The sequence below is a fragment of the Burkholderia sp. IMCC1007 genome, assembly GCF_027257875.1.
GTDB lineage: Bacteria > Pseudomonadota > Gammaproteobacteria > Burkholderiales > Burkholderiaceae > Burkholderia.
In genome coordinates, this window is sequence record NZ_JAPVQY010000078.1 from 1 (window position 1) to 17,397 (window position 17,397).

Consider the following 17,397-nt stretch of genomic DNA (forward strand, 5'->3'; position numbering starts at 1 on the left):
ACCGTCTACCCGGGCGAGATCCACTCGCTGATGGGCGAGAACGGCGCCGGCAAATCGACGCTGATGAAGATCCTGTCCGGCGCATACCGCGCCGACGCCGGCGGCGAGATCCTGATCGACGGCGAGCGCATCGACATCGACGGCCCGCTCGCCGCGCGCGATGCCGGCGTCGCGGTGATCTACCAGGAACTGTGCCTCGCGCCGAACCTGACCGTCGCGGAAAACATCTACGTCGGCCGTGAACTGCGCCGCGGCAACCGGCGCTGGGGCACCATCGATCGCGCGGCAATGGCGCGCGGCTGCCAGGACGTGCTCGCGCGCCTCGGCGCCCCGTTCGGCCCCGACACGCTCGTCGGCACGCTGTCGATCGCCGAACAGCAACTCGTCGAAATCGCGCGCGCCGTGCACACCCGTGCACGCATCCTCGTGATGGACGAGCCGACGACGCCGCTGTCGTCGCGTGAAACCGAGCATCTGTTCGGCCTGATCCGCCAGTTGCGCGAGGAAGGCCTCGCGATCATCTACATCAGCCATCGGATGGCGGAGATCTACGAACTGTCCGATCGCGTGTCGGTGCTGCGCGACGGTTCATACGTCGGCACGCTCGAGCGCGCATCGCTGTCGGCCGAGCGGCTCGTCGCGATGATGGTGGGCCGCGACATCTCCGGTTTCTACAAGAAGGAACATGCGCCGTACGACCCCGGCCACCTGCTGCTGTCGGTGCGCGACATCGCCGACGGCGAGCGCGTGCGCGGTTGCAGCCTCGATCTGCATGCCGGCGAAGTGCTCGGCATCGCGGGGCTCGTCGGCGCGGGCCGCACCGAGCTCGCACGGCTGATCTTCGGCGCGGAGCCGCGCACGCGCGGCGACGTGAAGCTCGGCGATCGCACGTTCGGCGCGCATTCGCCGCGCGACGCGATCGACGCGGGCCTCGTCTACCTGACCGAAGACCGCAAGCGCCAGGGCCTGTTCCTCGACATGAGCGTGCGCGACAACATCAACATCTCCGTGTGCAACCGCGATGCACGCCTGGGCGCACTCGATCTGCCGCGCGGCGCGGCGCGTGCGCGCGATGCGATCGCGTCGCTGTCGATCCGCGTGCCGAACGCGAACGTGAACGTCGGCGCGCTGTCGGGCGGCAACCAGCAGAAAGTGCTGCTGTCGCGCCTGCTCGAGACGAAGCCGCGCGTGCTGATCCTCGACGAACCGACGCGCGGCGTCGACATCGGCGCGAAATCCGAGATCTACCGGATCATCAACGAACTGGCGCGCGCGGGTGTCGGCGTGATCGTGATCTCGAGCGAGCTGCCGGAAATCATCGGCGTCGCCGATCGCGTGCTCGTGATGCGCGAAGGCGAAATCGCCGGCGAACTCGGCGGCCACACGCATACCCCCATCACGCAGGAAGCGATCATCGCGCTCGCCACCGGCTCGCAGGCCGAACTCGCCGACGCGCACTGACCACGGCCCCTTCATTTCCCTCTTCATTCAAGGTATCGAAATGATCAACCCGACCAAGCAGCGGAACCTCGCTTCCGCGACGGCCCATCCGGTCGCCAACCGTACGCCGCTGATGCGCGGCGCCGATCACCGCGCACGCATGCAGTCGCTGATGCGCACCGCCGGCATGCTGCCGGTGCTGCTGGTCCTGTGCATCGGCTTCGGCTTCATGACCGACGGCTTCTTCACGCTGCAGAACCTGTCGATCGTCACGCAGCAGGCATCGATCAACATCGTGCTCGCCGCCGGCATGACCTTCGTGATCCTGACGGGCGGCATCGACCTGTCGGTCGGCTCGGTGCTCGCCGCATCGGCCGTCGCCGCGCTGCTCGCGTCGACCATCCCCGGCTGGGGCTGGCTCGGCGTACCGTTCGCGCTCGTCGTCGGCCTCGTGTTCGGCGCGATCAACGGCGGCCTGATCTCGTTCCTGCGCCTGCCGCCGTTCATCGTCACGCTCGGCGCGATGACGGCCGTGCGCGGCGTCGCCCGCCTGATCGGCAACGACACGACCATCTTCAATCCGCAACTGCCGTTCGCGTTCATCGGCAACGGCACGATCCTCGGCGTGCCGTGGCTCGTCGTCATCGCCGGGGCGGTGATCGCGCTGTCGTGGTTCATCCTGCGCCGCACGGTGCTCGGGATGCGGATCTATTCGGTCGGCGGTAATCCGGAAGCCGCACGGCTGTCGGGCATCAACGTGCGCGCGATCCAGCTGTTCGTGTATGCGGCGTCGGGCCTGCTCGCCGGCCTCGGCGCGGTGATGTCGGCCGCACGCCTCTATGCGGCCAACGGGCTGCAGCTCGGCCAGTCGTACGAACTCGACGCGATCGCCGCGGTGATCCTCGGCGGCACGAGCTTCGTCGGCGGCGTCGGCTCGATCGTCGGCACGCTGATCGGCGCGCTGATCATCGCGGTGCTGACCAACGGCCTGGTGCTGCTCGGCGTATCCGATATCTGGCAATACATCATCAAGGGCCTCGTGATCATCGGCGCGGTCGCGCTCGACCGCTATCGCCAGCGCGACTCCGCCCGCACCTGACATCGCTTCCTCACCACTCAACCCCGGGGCGCAGGCCGATCCTCCCGCGCCCGTTCGCCAAAGAATCATTCGGAGACACAACGACATGTTCAAGCACAAAGCCGCCCTGACCGCCGTCGCCTGCGCACTCGCATTCGGTACTGCCGCCGTCCATGCCGCCGACAAGCCGCTGAAATCGATCGGCGTCACGGTCGGTTCGCTCGGCAATCCGTACTTCGTCACGATCGTGAAAGGCGCCGAAGCACGCGCAAAGCAGCTCAACCCGAACGCGAAGGTCACCGCGGTGTCGGCCGACTACGACCTGAACAAGCAGTTCACGCAGATCGACAACTTCATCTCCGCGCACGTCGACATGATCCTGCTGAACGCGACCGACCCGAAGGCGATCGAGCCGGCGGTGAAGAAGGCGCAGGCGGCCGGCATCACGGTCGTCGCCGTGGACGTCGCGGCCGCCGGCGCGAACGCGACCGTGCAGACCAACAACGTGAAGGCCGGCGAACTGTCGTGCGACTACCTCGCGAAGAAGCTCAACGGCAAGGGCAACGTGATCATCGAGAACGGCCCGCAGGTGTCGGCCGTGATCGACCGCGTGAACGGCTGCAAGGCCGTGCTCGCGAAGAATCCCGGCATCAAGCTGCTGTCGAGCGACCAGGACGGCAAGGGCTCGCGCGAAGGGGGGATGAACGCGATGCAGGGCTACCTGACGCGCTTTCCGAAGCTCGACGGCGTGTTCACGATCAACGATCCGCAGGCGATCGGCAGCGATCTGGCGGCGAAGCAGCTGAACCGCGCGAACGTCGTGATCACGTCGGTCGACGGCGCGCCCGACATCGAGGCCGCGCTGAAGTCGAACACGCTCGTGCAGGCGTCGGCGAGCCAGGATCCGTGGGCGATGGCGCAGCAGGCCGTGAATGTCGGCTACGGGATCATGAATGGCCAGAAGCCGGCCAATCCGATGATCCTGATCGAGCCGACGCTCGTCACGCGTGACAACGCGAAGGCATACAAAGGCTGGAGCTCGCACTGACCCCTCCCAACGCATCCCAGGCCTGACGCAACCATGACATCATTGACCCAAACGCGCGCGTGGCGCGCACTCGCCAGCCATCGCGACGCCGTATCCGGCATCCCGATCCGCGCCCGATTCGACAGCGACTCGGAGCGGGCATCGCGCTTCAGCGTCGAAGCGGCCGGGCTTTTCGTCGACTACTCGAAGAACCCCGTCGACGACGAAACGATCGCCCTGCTCGTCGCGCTCGCACAAGACGCAGGTGTCGACGTGCATCGCGACGCAATGTTCGCCGGCGAAACAATCAATCGCACCGAGAATCGCTCCGTGCTGCACGTCGCGTTGCGCGACCGGTCCGGTGCACCGCGTATCGTCGACGGCGTCGACGTGTCGCGGCAGGTCAGCGACGTGCTCGCCCGGATGCGGCGCTTCGCCGATGCCGTTCGTGCTGGTGAATGGCGTGGCCACACGGGCATGCGGATCACCGACATCGTCAACATCGGCATCGGCGGCTCGGACTTGGGCCCGAAGATGGTGTGCGAGGCGCTCAAGCCGTACGCGCACGACCGGTTGACGATGCATTTCGTGTCGAACGTGGACGCCGCTGACATCGCCGAAGTGCTCAAGCGGGTGAACCGGGAAACGACGCTGTTCATCGTCTCGTCGAAAACCTTCACGACCCGCGAGACGCTCATGAACGCCCGCACCGCGCGTGCGTGGCTGCTCGAAACCGGTGCGCCGGACGCGGCGATCGCGAAGCACTTCGTCGCCGTGTCGACGAATGCCGCTGCCGTTGCGGAATTCGGCATCGATCCGAACAACATGTTCGAGTTCTGGGACTGGGTGGGTGGACGTTACTCGCTGTGGTCCGCCATCGGGCTGCCGATTGCGATCATGGCCGGCATGGACGCGTTCGAGCAGCTGCTCGACGGCGCGCACGCGATGGACCGTCACTTCGCGCAAGCACCGCTTGCTCGCAACCTGCCCGTGCTGCTCGCGATGATCGGTATCTGGCATCAGAATTTCCTCGGTACGACGAGCCAACTGATCGCACCATACGACAACTATCTGCACCGGTTGCCCGCGTATCTGCAGCAGCTCGACATGGAAAGCAACGGCAAATCGGTGACGCTCGGCGGCGAGCGCGTCGATTACGCAACCGGTCCGGTGATCTGGGGCGAGCCAGGTACGAACGGACAACACGCGTTCTTTCAGCTGCTGCACCAGGGTACGGCGATCATCCCCACCGACTTCATCGTATGCATGCGGCCGCATCATGGGTTCGACGATCACCATGCCGTCCTCGTCGCAAACTGTTTCGCGCAGTCCGAGGCATTGATGAACGGATCGCATTCGACGCGCGAACCGCACCGCAATTTCGAGGGCAACCGGCCAACGAACACCATCTGCGTGGACACGCTCGATCCGGCGTCCCTCGGCGCGCTGATCGCACTGTACGAACACAAGGTGTTCGTGCAAGGCGTGGTATGGCGGATCAACTCGTTCGACCAATGGGGCGTCGAACTCGGCAAGAAGCTCGCGGTTGCAATCGAAGACGAGTTGCTTGCCCCGGGCCGCGTTCACTCGCACGACGGCTCGACGAACCAACTGATCAACCGCTTCAAGACGCAGCGTCCCGCTACCGCCTGACATCACGGATCCCACGATGAAGTTACCGCGACTGGTCATCTTCGGCGAAGCCCTGACCGATTTCATTCGAGACGACACGAACCGCTGGCGCAGCGTTGCCGGCGGCGCATGCTGGAACGTCGCACGCGTCGGCGCGCGCCTCGGCGCACCGACCGGCTTTGCCGGTGCCGTGAGCACCGATATCTTCGGCGACGAGATCATGCAAAAAAGCGCCGAAGCCGGCCTCGACATGCGCTTCACGCAGCAGGTCGACCGCCCGCCGCTTCTTGCGATGGTCGTAGCGACTCGGCCGCCGAAGTATTTCTTCATCGGCGAGAACAGCGCCGATCTCGCGTTCGACCCGGCTGCCCTGCCTGCCGACTGGCTCGACACCGTCGAGATCGTTCATTTCGGCTGTCTCGGCCTCGCGCGCGAACCCCTCGCTTCGCGCTTGATCGACATTGCGCTTGCGGTGCGTGCCGCGGGCAAGCGGATTTCGTTCGATCCCAACTTTCGCGCGCCGATGGCCGATCCAGCGTACCGCGACACCCTGCGCACGATGATCGGTATTTCGGACTACATCAAGGTGTCCGACGAGGATCTCGTCGGCCTGTTCCCCGAATTCGACGAGGTAGCCGCGCTCGCGCAAATCCGCACATGGGCGCCGCAGGCGGCGGTGCTCGTCACGCGAGGCGCAGCCGGCATGGAGCTCTTCGCCGGAAATGAAACGGTGGTGCAACCTGGATTCAAGGTCGAGGTCGCCGACACTGTGGGCTGCGGCGACGCGTGCGTCGGCAGCTGGATGGCGAGCCTGCTGACGCGCCCGGAAGCCGCCCCGGCCGACCATCTTCGATTCGCCGCCGCCTGTGCGGCGCTCGTGGCCTCGCGCGCCGGCGCCTATGCTCCGACGGCGGCCGAAGTACACGCGCTGATCGAATCTGCCAACGTACCCGCGAGCGAAGCCCAATGAGTGCGCGCCCTTCCTCTTCCGACACCGCGGCGCCGTTCGAATTCGTACTGTTCGGCGGCACCGGCGATCTCGCCATGCGCAAGATCCTGCCGGCGCTCTACTCCGCGCATCGCGACGGCCTGCTCGCACCTGAAGGACGCATCGTCGCGGTTGCGCAGAACGAGTTCGATACCGCCGGCTACCTCGACTGGGTCGACGCGTCGGTGCGGCCGCACCTGCCGCAGACCCGCTTCGACGAAAACGCATGGCGCGGCTTCTGCGCTCGCCTCTCGTACGTGGCACTCGACGCGAGCCAGAGCGGCACCTTCTCGCGCCTGGCCGACGTGCTGTCGCCGGCATCGTCACGCCAGATCTTCTACCTGGCGACAGGGCCTTCGCTGTTCGTGCCGATTTGCCGCGCGCTCGCGCAGGCCGGGCTCACCCCGCCGACATCGCGCATCGTGCTCGAAAAACCGCTGGGCTACGATCTCGCGTCGTCGACGGAGATCAACGATGCGGTCGGCCGGATTTTTTCGGAAGAGCAGATCTACCGAATCGATCACTATCTCGGCAAGGAAGCCGTGCAGAACCTGTTCGCGCTGCGGTTCGGCAACGTGATGTTCGAGCCTTTGTGGCGTCGCGAATGGATCGACAACATTCAGATCACGGTTGCGGAGGAACTCGGCGTCGGCGGGCGCGGCGGATTTTACGACCGCACGGGAGCGCTGCGCGACATGGTGCAGAACCATCTGCTTCAGCTGCTCGCCATCGTCGCGATGGATCCGCCTCAGTCGATGGAGGCCGATGCGGTCCGCGACGAGAAGCTGCGCGTGCTGCGCGCGCTCAAACCGCTCACCCAGGAAGCGTTGCATCGGGACGTCGTGCGCGGCCAGTATCGCGCGGGGGCGATTCGCGGGCAGTCGGTGCCGGCTTACCTCGACGAATCCGGGATCCGCGCTGACAGCACGACGGAAACCTTCGTCGCGCTGAAGGCCGAGGTCGAAAACTGGCGCTGGGCCGGCGTGCCGTTCTTCCTTCGCACCGGCAAGCGACTGGCGCAACGGGTTGCCGAGATCGTCGTCACGTTCAAGCGTCCACCGCATTCGACGCTCGGACCCACGGCGCTGTGGGCAGGGCCGAACCGGTTGACGATCCGGCTGCAACCCGACGAATCGATTCGCCTGAGCACGCTCGCGAAGCAGCCGGGGCTCGGCATGACCCTGCAAGGCGTCTACCTCGACCTCGCGTTCGATCGCTTCTTTCAGCAAGACCGGATGGAAGCGTATCAGCGCCTGCTGCTCGACGTGATTGCCGGCCGGCTTGCGCTGTTCGTGCGTCGCGACGAGCAGGAGGCCGCATGGCGCTGGGTCGCGCCGATTCTCGACTTGCAGTCGACGCCAAGGCCGTATTCGGCCGGAAACTGGGGGCCGGCGCAGGCCAGCGCGTTGCTGGCGAGACACGGCACATGCTGGAGCGAGGAAGAGAACTGATTCGCTCGAGCATGCGTCTTCCAATCGACGAAACGTCCTATCCGACTACACCTGACGAAGCAATGGATACAGTCTGGCACCTCAAATGGGCGCATGGCGCGTTCGATCTCCATGCAGCAGGCGGCATGCTCGGCGGCGTTGCGTTTCAGCAAGACGGCCGCACGATCCGTCCGTTTTACGAAGCGCCGTGGCTCGGCCAAGCCGAGCCGCAACCTTCCGGGCTACTGGGCGTCATGCGCAGCGAATTCCCGTGCGTGCCATTCGGTGTTCCAATCTCACCGGACCAACTGCCGCAAGCCTGGCGGAAAGCGGCTGCGACGCCGATCGTCGCCGATAACCCGGCGCTCGATTCGATCGACGATCTGCAGCATGGTTACGGGTGTACCGGCCCGTGGTCGCTGGTCCGACAAACCGAACACCAGATCGAAATTGAAATCGCGTACCCCGAGACATCGTCCATCGCTCGACTGACCCGCATCGTGCGTGCCGATCCGAATCGCGCCGCTTTCGACATCATGCTCCGTATCGAAGCGCGCAAGTCGACGCGATCCCCTATCGGTCTCCATCCGAATCTCGCGCTGCCGACGCTCACCGGCGCATTTCGCATCGAGCCTGGTCCGTACCGTTTCGGCATCGTGCATCCGGCCGGGCCGGAACCACGCGTATCGACCGCGCTGGCAGGCGCGACTTTCGAAACGCTCGAGCGCGTACCGCTTGCAGAGGGCGGTTTCGGCGCATTTGACCGGCTACCGCTCGCACAGCCGACCGAAGAAATTCTGCAGCTCTGCGGCATCGACGGTTCAGTCACGATGACCGATGCCGCCGCCGGTACCCGCTACAAGCTGACATGGGATGCCGACGCGCTGCCGTCATTGCTGTTGTGGATCAGCAATCGCGGGCGTGCGTACGCGCCGTGGAACGGCCGTAACCTCTGCGTGGGCATCGAGCCCGTTGCAAGTGCATTCGAGCTTGGCCGAGCGGCGTCGCTCGCGCCCAATCCGATCAATTCGCGAGGCGTCACGACGGCTCTCGCGTTGAACCCGGACACACCAACCGAAATCGCCTACCGATTCGAGGTGCTCGCCGCGCCTTAGCATTTTGTCGTGTATCGGGCTGGTATCCATCCTCGGAAAATGACTCTGGGCCAAGCACTGGTTTCGTGATGATTCGATCTCTCGGCATTTCATATATGAATAGTTGTACTACGTTATCAACCTGTAGTTAACCAATACCAACCCAGCACGCGTCGCCCGGCTTACGCGACTTGAAATTACGCCAACGGAGGCCGCTTCACGTTGCCGTTTGGAATTTATTCGGCCTTTCTCGTCATATCGTTTCGTTTTCCTCAATTTATCCGGAGCCAGTAGATACCGGATGTGTTGTACCGCGGTAACACGTTTTTCTTTCTGACAGGTTTGGAGACAATTATGAAAAAAGCAATACTCACCGCCACGTTGATGTCTGCCGGTATCGTTGCCCACGCACAAAGCAGTGTCACGCTCTACGGCCGCCTCGACGCGGGCATCGAGTACCTGAGCGGCATTTCCAACGGCAACGGCGGCACGACCAGCCGCTGGCGTGCCGAAAGCGGCGACTGGGGCACCAGCCTGTGGGGCCTGAAAGGTTCCGAGGATATCGGCGGCGGGAACAAGGCTGTCTTCCACCTCGAAGGCTCGTTCAATGCGATGAACGGTGGTCTCGGCGGCGCCGGTGCGATCTGGGATCGCTGGGCAACGGTCGGTATTTCCAATGACGTTTTCGGCACCCTGCTGCTCGGCCGCGAACTCTCGATCTCGAACGGGTTGTGGGACTTCGATCCGCTCGGCCAGACTTCGTGGTCGTCCGGATCGCTCGTGCGCGGCCGCAACTGGAACAAGACCAGCAACAACATTTCGTACCAGTCGCCGAGCTTCTACGGTTTCGACGTGTACGGCCAGTATTCGCTGTCGAACGCAACGAGCTGGAATGGTAACGGCACAACCGCGCAAGGTCGTGCCGACGGCCTGCAGCTCACCTACACAAACGCGTACTTCCAGGTTCGCGGTATCTATGACGAGGCGCGCGACGTCAACGGCAGGTTCTCGGACGTATTCAACTACTCTCGCGAGTACTTCGCCGGCGTGAACGTATTCCTCGGTCAGTTCAAGCTGCAGGCCGCGTATCAAACCTCTCACGCGAACGGCGCGCCAGCCGCCAACAACGGCATTACGTCGACGCAGCAAGTCTGGGGCGGCGTCACATGGCAGGCTACGCCGGCCGCAGCGCTGACCGGGGCGGTCTATCACGTCAATGCCAATCATGGCGGCGGCAACGCCAACATCTATACGGTCGGCGGCACATACAACATCTCGAAGCGCACGCTCTTCGACATGCAAATTGCCACGGTTCGCAACAGCAAAAATGCAAACTTCGGTCTTGAGTCGAACGCTGCCGGCGCCGGTGGCCCGATTGCCGGCGGCGGCTACAACGACAATCCGACGCCGGGGCACAGCCAGACCGGTGTCTACGCGGGCATTCAGCACCTGTTCTAAGCGCAGTCAGGCGTAAGGGATTCCCCGCTTATTACTCCGCCCCGAGTCGGGTAGACGGTGCGACATCTGACCGATGTGTCGCACCGTCGTCTCCGGCATCCGACGATATTGCGAAGTGGCCGAATGATCGTCGCCGCGATGCATACGGTTGCCCCGGCAATTCCGGATTTCCCGCCATCACCCCAACCAGGACTTGATGCTCAGTTGCATTGCGTTGCCCGAGATCCCGTAACGATCGTGCAGCGTCGGCAACGCGCCCGCGGCGAGATACGCATCCGGCAGCGCGATCTGCCGGAACGGAACGGCGACGCCGGCCCCGAGCAACGCAGTCGCGACTGCTTCGCCAAGCCCGCCGATCACCGTATGATTTTCGGCGACGATCACCATGCGTCCGCTGCGCGCCGCCTCGCGAACGATGGTCGCCGTATCGAGCGGCTTGATCGTCGGCACGTGGAGCACCGCCACATCGATGCGGTCTGCTTCAAGTGCCTTCGCGACCTCCAGCGAACGCATCGTCATGATCCCGGACGAGATCAGCAGCACATCGTTGCCGTCGCGCAGCAGCTTCGCCTTGCCGAGTTCGAAGCGGTAATCGTATTCATCGAGCACGGCCGGCACGTTTCCACGCAGCAGGCGTGCATACACGGGCCCCTTGTGCGCGGCAATCGCCGGGACCATCTGCTCGATGTCCAGCGCGTCGCACGGATCGATCACGGTCATGTTCGGCATCGCGCGCATCAGCGCCAGATCCTCGGCCGCCTGATGGCTCGGCCCGTAGCCGGTCGTGAGGCCCGGCAACGCACACACCAGCTTCACATCGAGATTGTCCTCGGCGATCGCCTGGTGAATGAAGTCATATGCGCGCCGCGTGGCGAATACCGCGTAGGTCGTGACGAACGGCTGTGCGCCTTCGTGCGCGAACCCGGCGGCGGCCCCCATCAGCAACTGCTCGGCCATGCCCATCTGGTAGTAGCGCTCAGGAAATTCCTTCGCGAAGATGTGCAGGTCGGTGTACTTGCCAAGATCGGCCGTCATGCCGATCACGTTGCCGTTCGTGCGCGCGAGCTGCGCGAGCGCATGGCCGAACGGCGCGGCGCGCGTCGCCTGCCCTTCGGCCGCGATGGACGCGATCATCGCGGAAGTCTTCAGGCGCGGCTTGTTGTCGACGGTGCTCATGCGTGTCTCCCTGCTTCGAGTGCATCGAGCGCGAGCTTCCACTCGTGCGCATCGACGCGAATGAAATGGCTCTTTTCGCGTGCTTCGAGGAACGGTACGCCGCACCCCATCTTCGTATCGCAGACGATGATGCGCGGTTGCGGCTTGTCGTGCCGGCGCGCATTGTCGAACGCGCGCTTCACCGCATCGATGTCGTTGCCGTTCACGCGCTGCGTGTACCACCCGAACGCTTCGAGCTTGTCGACCAGCGGCTCGAACGCCATCACCTGCGTCGACGGACCGTCGGCCTGCTGGTTGTTCACGTCGACGATCGCGATCAGGTTGTCGAGCTTCCAGTGCGCGGCCGACATCAGCCCTTCCCAGATCGCGCCTTCGTCGAGTTCGCCGTCCGAGAACAGCGTATAGACGAATGCATCCGAGCCGTTGCGCTTGAGACCGAGACAGCGGCCGACCGCGATCGTCAGCCCCTGCCCGAGCGAGCCGCCGGACATCTCCATCCCGGGCGTATAACTCGCCATCCCGGACATCGGCAAACGGCTGTCGTCGCTGCCGTATGTTTCGAGTTCCTCGGCCGGCAGGATGCCGGCTTCGAACAGCGCCGCGTACAGCGCGATCGCATAGTGGCCGTTCGACAGCAGGAAGCGGTCGCGCCCTTCCCACTCGGGATCGTCGGGGCGATAGCGCATCGCGCCGAAGTACGCGACGGCCAGCACGTCGGCGATGTCGAGCGCCTGGCCGACATAGCCCTGGCCCTGGACTTCGCCCATCAGCACGGCGTTTCTGCGGATGCGGTACGCGCGCTCGGCGAGCGTGACCGCTTCATGGACGGTTTCGGTATCCATCGATAACTCCAGTATTGGATCGGAAGGCATGCAGGTCGAATCAGCGATTGACCGATCGGGGCACGAAGAACACCAGCAGTGCGCCGACCGTGATCGCGACGGAGATGAAGAGCAATCCCGCGGTGGACTTGCCGGTCAGGTCGTTCAGCCAGCCGACGATCGCCGGCGAGAAGAAGCCCGCCAGATTCGCGAAGCAGTTGACCGCGGCGATTCCCGCTGCCGCCGACATTCCACCCAGCAGCGCCGTCGGCAACGACCAGAACTGCGACGAAGATGCGAGGATGCCGGCCGACGCGATGCTCAGGCACACGATCGACGCGCCGACGCTGCCGAGCATCGGCAACGTCGCGAAGCCGGCCGCCGCGACGAGCATCGGCACCGCGAGATGAAAGCGGCGCTCGCGACGGCGATCCGCGCTCATGCCGATCAGCGGCAACGCGACGATCGCGCATGCATACGGAATCGCAGTGAACAGTCCCACCCACAGCGGATCGGCGACACCGGCCTTGCGAATGATCGTGGGCAGCCAGAACGTCAGGCCGTACTGCCCGAGCACGACGCAGAAGTAGATCGCCGCCATCAGCCACAGGCGACGGTCGGCGGCGAACGCACGAATCGACAGGTGCGCGGTGGTGTGCTCCGCATCAGCCGATACGTTGCGCGTCAGCAAGGCTTTTTCTGCATCGGTCAGCCATTTCGCGCCGCCGATGCCGTCGTCGAGATACAGCAGGATCGCGACACCCAGCACGAGCGAAGGCAGCGCTTCGAGCAGGAACAGCCACTTCCAGCCCGCCAGCGACATCGCGCCGTGCAGCGAGTGCATGATCGCGCCCGACAGCGGCCCGCCGATGATTCCGGCGAGCGGAATCGCCATGAAGAACAGCGACAATGCCTTCGCGCGCCGCGCCGCCGGGAACCAGTACGTGAGGTACAGGATCACGCCCGGCGCAAAGCCTGCTTCGGCGACGCCGAGCAGAAAGCGCAGCACGTAGAACGCGGTGGGCGACTTCACGAACACGAAGCTCGCGGAAATCACGGCCCACGTCAGCATGATGCGCGCGAGCCAGCGGCGCGCACCGACACGATGCAGGATCAGGTTGCTTGGCACTTCGAACAGAAAGTAGCCGAGAAAGAAGATGCCCGCGCCCATCCCGTACACCGTTTCGCTGAAACGCAGGTCGTTCAGCATCTGCAGCTTCGCGAATCCGACGTTGACGCGGTCGAGATACGCGCCGAGATAGCACAACATCAGGAACGGGATCAGTCGGCGCGCGACCTTCGCATAAGTCGCCGCTTCGAACGTCTGCGCATCGTCCCGTTGCAGCATCTCGGCCTGAACCGACGATGCGGGGTACTTTGCTCTCATGTTTGTCTCCTGCCATGGCCCCGGGTTGTCCCGGGTGCATGATGGGCGGCGCCGCGTTCGGCGGCGCCGTTCTCAATGAATCAGCATCCCGCCATTGACGTCGAGCGTGATCCCCGTCAGATAGCTCGACAGGTCGCTCAGCAGGAACAGGCACGCATTGGCGACGTCGTCGGCATCGCCGAGCCGGCCGAGCGGAATGCCCTTGATGATCTCCTCGCGCATCGCGGGCGTCAGCTTGTCGCCGGTGATGTCGGTCTGGATCAGCCCCGGCGTGATCGAATTGATGCGGATATGGTCGGCACCGAATTCGCGCGCCATCGCCTTCGCGAGGCCGAGCACGCCGGCCTTCGCGGCGCTGTAGTGCGGGCCGCCGAAGATGCCTCCGCCGCGCTGCGCGGATACCGACGACATGCAGACGATGCTGCCGCCGCGCTGTTCCTTCATGGCCGGCAGCACCGCTTGCGACATGTACAGCGTGCCGCGCAGGTTCACGTCGACGATCGCATCGAAGTCGCGCGCGGCAATATCGAGCGTACGTACCGGTTGCGTGATGCCGGCGTTGTTCACGAGGCCGTCGACGCGGCCGAACCGCTCCAGCGTCGCACGGGCCGCAGCCACGCACGCGTCGCGGTCGGTCACGTCGCAGGCCAGGCCGAGGTGGCCCGGGCCGAGGTCGGCGGCGGCGGCCTCCGCGTCTTCCCGGCGCAGGTCGAGGATCGCAATGCGCGCGCCGTGGGCGGCCAGTGCGCGGGCCGTGGCCTTGCCGATGCCCCGCGGCGACGCGGCACCGGTCACGATGATGGTCTTGTGGTCGAGCAACATCGTTCGTCTCCTGTGTTGATGTGTGTGCAAAGTGTCCGCCCGCCGGACACCCGCATCAACGCGGAAACGCTCAGCCATAGTTGAGAAAATTTCAGATGACGCGGCAGGCCGCTGCGGCCTGCTGCAGCGCAATATTGCGTGCGGGCCGGACGTCCGGCGCTCAGTTCGCTCCGCCGGCCGCCGCGACCTCCCGCTCGATCCACGCGAGGAAGCGCTTCACGCGCGGCAATTCCGCGTTCTGCCGTGGGTACACGAGGTGATGCGCACCCACTTCCACCGCATGACTGTGGTCGAACACCGGCACCAGCAACCCTTCGCGGATCTTTACCGACGCGAGCATCAGGCTTTCGAGCGCGATGCCGAGGCCCAGCGCGGCGGTTTCGAGCGACATGTACGAGCGGTCGAACGAAAAGTCGAAGGTCTTCTGCGCGGCAAGCGGTACGCCGGCGCGACCGAACCATTGCTTCCACTGCACCAGCGGCGTTTCGGAGTAGATCAGCCGATGCGCGAGCAGATCTTCCGGCGCCTTCACGGGATGCCGTTCGAGGTAGTGCGGCGACGCGAGCGGTGCAATGAATTCGCCGCGCACGGTCTTCACCTCGAGGTTGTCCCAGTTGCCGTAGCCATGGCGGACATCGATATCGTAGAAGCCGTTCGAGAACGACACGTTTTCATAAGAGCAGGCGAGGTTCAGCTGGATATCGCCGTTCGCCTCCTGGAACGACGACAGCCGCGGCAGCAGCCACATCAGCCCGAAGCTCGGGCTCGAATGCACACGGAGGATATCGACTTCGGTGCGGCTCGACGCGCGCTCGGTCGCGCGGCTCAAATCGGCCAGCGACCCGGTGACGTCCGCGAGATAGCGCTCCCCGGTGGGCGTCAGGACGAGGCCGCGCCCCGAACGCTGGAACAGCGGCTGACCGATTTGCGATTCGAGGTTGCTGAGCTGGTGGCTCACGGCCGACGCGGTGAGGCCCAGTTCCTCCGCCGCACGATTGACGCTTTTGGTCCGTGCGACGCTTTCGAAAGCGATGATCGCCTTGAGCGGCGGAATGCGCATGGTTGAATTCGTTGAAGTGAGCCGATCGCCGCGAATGCCGCGGCGCCTGTTGGCCGCAACGGCCATTGCCGGCAGGGTAGCACTGAAGCCAGCGTAGCGACGTAACGGCGCCCGCTGATGATGCAGCAGTATCCGACCACGTGCCAACCGGAAAGCTCTCCCCTTCCAAGGCGGACCGGCACGGTTCGGAAAAACTCGCTTCATACGCCTGTTGGCACGCGGACCTCGAAGACTGTTTCCGTCTGACCGGACCGCGCGTCAATACGACTGGAATGCGCGTTGGCGATTTCTCTGGCGATGAGCAGGCCGAGCCGCAAGCCGTCACCCTCACACTGCCTTCCTGGCTGATCTGCGCCGCGCTGGAGCGGATCGAAAATGCGATCAAGCGCCATCGGATCCCTAGCCGGCCCGCTGTTACCGATCTAGATGAGCATGGACGCCTCGGTCGCACCGCACGATATCGTGTGAATAACGGCGATCGATCTCGATTACGTCGACAGCGCATACGCCTGCTACTCGCTGGCGACCACCTCCGCTCCCGCAGGTTGCCATCCGCCGCCGAGCGCCTTGAATGCAGCGACTGCCGCGCGCGCCGATTCGGTTTGCGCCTGCACGCGTTCGTCCGATGCGCGCAGCAGGCTTTCGTCGGCCTGCAGCACTTCAATCAGGCTCACGACGCCTTTCTGGTACGCCGCGAATGACGCCGCCCGCGCTCGGCCCAGCGAATTCACGCCATCAGCGAGAACGGCTGCCTGCTCGTCGCGTTTGACGAGCGCCGAGAATGCGTTTTCGACGTCCTCGGTCGCGTGCAGCGCCGCGAGCCGATACGCGGCCAGCATTTCGGCATCCTGCCCTTTCGCCTGTGCGATCTGCGCATTGATCCGGCCGAAGTCGAACAGACGCCAGCGCAAGCCGAGCACGCCCGCCGCCTGGTTCGCGCTGCCGGCAAACAGGTTGCCCGCGCCCATCGTGGTCGCGCTGCCGATCAGCCCGCTCAACGAGAACTTCGGGTAATACTCGGCGATGGCCACGCCGATGCGCGCGTTCGATGCCGCTACCCGCCGCTCGGCGACGATCAGGTCGGGCCGGCGCCGCAGCAGTTCGCCGGGCGTACCCGTCGCCGCGATCCGCGGCGCGACCGGAACGTCGCCGCCGGCGAGCAATTCCGCGCGATGCGTGCCAGGCTGCGCGCCGAGCATCACGTCGAGCGCATTCATCGCCGCGTCCAGCGCCGCTTCGAGCACCGGCACCGTCGCACGAACCTGCGCGAGCGCGCCTTCGGCCTGTCTGACCTGAAGCTCGGCCGCGAGGCCCTTGCCGTACAGCAGGTTGATGGTCGACAGCAGATCCTGCTCGGTTTGCACCTGGTGCCGCGCGACGGCGAGCCGGCCCTGCAACCCGCGAATCGTGATGTAGGTATCCGCCGTTTGCGCGGCGACCGCGAGCCGCGTCGCGACCGCCGCTGCTTCGGATGCCTGATAGTCGGCGAGCGCCGCTTCACGGCCGCGGCGCAATCCGCCGAATACGTCCAGCTCCCAGCTCGCGTTGAAATCGGCCTCGTAGTCGTTGCCATGACGGTCGAAACCGGGTGTTGAATTCAACACGCGCCCCAACGGCGTTTCGACCGACTGGTAGACGCGCGCCGCCTGGCCGCTCACATTGCCCGACGGCAGCAGCGCCGCATTCGCCGCACCGAGCCCCGCGCGCGCTTGCGCAACGCGCGCCGCGGCCTGCGCAAGATCGAGGTTCTGCGCGAGCGCCAGCGAGACGTATCGCGTCAGTTGCGGATCGCCGAAGCCCGTCCACCACGTCGCGAGATCGGCGTCGGCCGCCGCATGGCGCTGATCCACTGCGCGCTGGCCCTGAAACTGCTGCGGCATTGCCACGTCGGGCCGCACATAGTCGGGACCGACGGCACACCCCGCCGACAAGGTGGCGGCCAGCACCGCGGCAACGATGGGTTTGGGTAGCATGAGGGTTTTCG

General features: G+C 65.0%; 14 protein-coding genes and 1 pseudogene. 8 read left to right on the top strand and 7 right to left on the bottom strand.

The window, feature by feature from the left end; all coding sequences use genetic code 11:
- From O1Q03_RS36455 to O1Q03_RS36490, 8 genes are all read left to right on the top strand, one after another.
- Nucleotides 1–1,461 (top strand): sugar ABC transporter ATP-binding protein (locus tag O1Q03_RS36455; RefSeq protein WP_269506727.1); only part of this gene is annotated, 1,461 nt, incomplete at its 5' end.
- A 40-nt stretch (nt 1,462–1,501) separates the two neighbouring features.
- Nucleotides 1,502–2,539, top strand: coding sequence for an ABC transporter permease subunit (locus O1Q03_RS36460; protein ID WP_269506728.1), 1,038 nt, complete (start codon nt 1,502–1,504; stop codon nt 2,537–2,539).
- Nucleotides 2,540–2,624: 85 nt separating this feature from the next.
- Nucleotides 2,625–3,566: an ABC transporter substrate-binding protein gene (locus O1Q03_RS36465; RefSeq protein ID WP_269510288.1), complete on the top strand. Its 942-nt coding sequence runs from the start codon at nt 2,625–2,627 to the stop codon at nt 3,564–3,566.
- 33 nt (nt 3,567–3,599) lie between these two features.
- Entirely contained in the window at nt 3,600–5,198 is a 1,599-nt protein-coding gene (pgi, locus tag O1Q03_RS36470) for a glucose-6-phosphate isomerase (RefSeq protein ID WP_269510290.1), read from the top strand.
- A gap of 16 nt (nt 5,199–5,214) precedes the next feature.
- Nucleotides 5,215–6,147 carry a carbohydrate kinase family protein gene (locus tag O1Q03_RS36475; RefSeq protein WP_269510293.1) on the top strand — a complete coding sequence of 311 codons (933 nt, stop codon included), beginning with the start codon at nt 5,215–5,217 and terminating at the stop codon, nt 6,145–6,147.
- Complete coding sequence (zwf, locus tag O1Q03_RS36480; RefSeq protein ID WP_269510296.1) at nt 6,144–7,616, top strand: glucose-6-phosphate dehydrogenase; 1,473 nt, start codon at nt 6,144–6,146, stop codon at nt 7,614–7,616. Before O1Q03_RS36475 ends, zwf begins: the two co-directional genes overlap by 4 nt.
- A gap of 62 nt (nt 7,617–7,678) precedes the next feature.
- Nucleotides 7,679–8,710 (top strand): hypothetical protein, encoded by a 1,032-nt coding sequence (locus O1Q03_RS36485; protein WP_269510299.1) that lies wholly within the window; start codon nt 7,679–7,681, stop codon nt 8,708–8,710.
- A 333-nt stretch (nt 8,711–9,043) separates the two neighbouring features.
- Nucleotides 9,044–10,147 carry a porin gene (locus O1Q03_RS36490; RefSeq protein ID WP_269510345.1) on the top strand — a complete coding sequence of 368 codons (1,104 nt, stop codon included), beginning with the start codon at nt 9,044–9,046 and terminating at the stop codon, nt 10,145–10,147.
- A 177-nt stretch (nt 10,148–10,324) separates the two neighbouring features.
- Here the strand turns inward: O1Q03_RS36490 and O1Q03_RS36495 are convergent, their stop codons facing one another.
- From O1Q03_RS36495 to O1Q03_RS36520, 7 genes and pseudogenes are all read right to left on the bottom strand, one after another.
- The gene (locus O1Q03_RS36495) at nt 10,325–11,323 is read right to left on the bottom strand and encodes a transketolase family protein (RefSeq protein WP_269510302.1); all 999 of its coding nucleotides are present in this window, start codon (nt 11,321–11,323) and stop codon (nt 10,325–10,327) included.
- Entirely contained in the window at nt 11,320–12,165 is an 846-nt protein-coding gene (locus tag O1Q03_RS36500; protein WP_269510305.1) for a transketolase, read from the bottom strand. Before O1Q03_RS36500 ends, O1Q03_RS36495 begins: the two co-directional genes overlap by 4 nt.
- A 40-nt stretch (nt 12,166–12,205) precedes the next feature.
- Nucleotides 12,206–13,531: an MFS transporter gene (locus tag O1Q03_RS36505; RefSeq protein ID WP_269510308.1), complete on the bottom strand. Its 1,326-nt coding sequence runs from the start codon at nt 13,529–13,531 to the stop codon at nt 12,206–12,208.
- A 72-nt stretch (nt 13,532–13,603) separates the two neighbouring features.
- Nucleotides 13,604–14,353, bottom strand: coding sequence for an SDR family NAD(P)-dependent oxidoreductase (locus tag O1Q03_RS36510; RefSeq protein ID WP_269510311.1), 750 nt, complete (start codon nt 14,351–14,353; stop codon nt 13,604–13,606).
- Nucleotides 14,354–14,513: 160 nt separating this feature from the next.
- Nucleotides 14,514–15,413 carry a LysR substrate-binding domain-containing protein gene (locus tag O1Q03_RS36515; RefSeq protein WP_269510314.1) on the bottom strand — a complete coding sequence of 300 codons (900 nt, stop codon included), beginning with the start codon at nt 15,411–15,413 and terminating at the stop codon, nt 14,514–14,516.
- Nucleotides 15,414–15,613: 200 nt separating this feature from the next.
- Nucleotides 15,614–15,835: pseudogene (locus O1Q03_RS40340) on the bottom strand (ATP-binding protein); the annotation flags it as partial.
- A gap of 90 nt (nt 15,836–15,925) precedes the next feature.
- Nucleotides 15,926–17,386, bottom strand: coding sequence for an efflux transporter outer membrane subunit (locus tag O1Q03_RS36520; protein WP_269510317.1), 1,461 nt, complete (start codon nt 17,384–17,386; stop codon nt 15,926–15,928).
- Nucleotides 17,387–17,397 lie beyond the last annotated feature (11 nt).

Excerpts from the sequence above, each read along its gene's own strand:
- pgi (WP_269510290.1), top strand. The coding sequence starts at position 3,600 with ATGACATCATTGACCCAAACGCGCGCGTGGCGCGCACTCGCCAGCCAT.
- O1Q03_RS36505 (WP_269510308.1), bottom strand. The coding sequence starts at position 13,531 with ATGAGAGCAAAGTACCCCGCATCGTCGGTTCAGGCCGAGATGCTGCAA.
- O1Q03_RS36490 (WP_269510345.1), top strand. The coding sequence starts at position 9,044 with ATGAAAAAAGCAATACTCACCGCCACGTTGATGTCTGCCGGTATCGTT.
- O1Q03_RS36500 (WP_269510305.1), bottom strand. The coding sequence starts at position 12,165 with ATGGATACCGAAACCGTCCATGAAGCGGTCACGCTCGCCGAGCGCGCG.
- O1Q03_RS36485 (WP_269510299.1), top strand. The coding sequence starts at position 7,679 with ATGGATACAGTCTGGCACCTCAAATGGGCGCATGGCGCGTTCGATCTC.
- O1Q03_RS36515 (WP_269510314.1), bottom strand. The coding sequence starts at position 15,413 with ATGCGCATTCCGCCGCTCAAGGCGATCATCGCTTTCGAAAGCGTCGCA.
- O1Q03_RS36495 (WP_269510302.1), bottom strand. The coding sequence starts at position 11,323 with ATGAGCACCGTCGACAACAAGCCGCGCCTGAAGACTTCCGCGATGATC.
- O1Q03_RS36475 (WP_269510293.1), top strand. The coding sequence starts at position 5,215 with ATGAAGTTACCGCGACTGGTCATCTTCGGCGAAGCCCTGACCGATTTC.
- O1Q03_RS36510 (WP_269510311.1), bottom strand. The coding sequence starts at position 14,353 with ATGTTGCTCGACCACAAGACCATCATCGTGACCGGTGCCGCGTCGCCG.
- O1Q03_RS36520 (WP_269510317.1), bottom strand. The coding sequence starts at position 17,386 with ATGCTACCCAAACCCATCGTTGCCGCGGTGCTGGCCGCCACCTTGTCG.
- O1Q03_RS36465 (WP_269510288.1), top strand. The coding sequence starts at position 2,625 with ATGTTCAAGCACAAAGCCGCCCTGACCGCCGTCGCCTGCGCACTCGCA.
- zwf (WP_269510296.1), top strand. The coding sequence starts at position 6,144 with ATGAGTGCGCGCCCTTCCTCTTCCGACACCGCGGCGCCGTTCGAATTC.
- O1Q03_RS36460 (WP_269506728.1), top strand. The coding sequence starts at position 1,502 with ATGATCAACCCGACCAAGCAGCGGAACCTCGCTTCCGCGACGGCCCAT.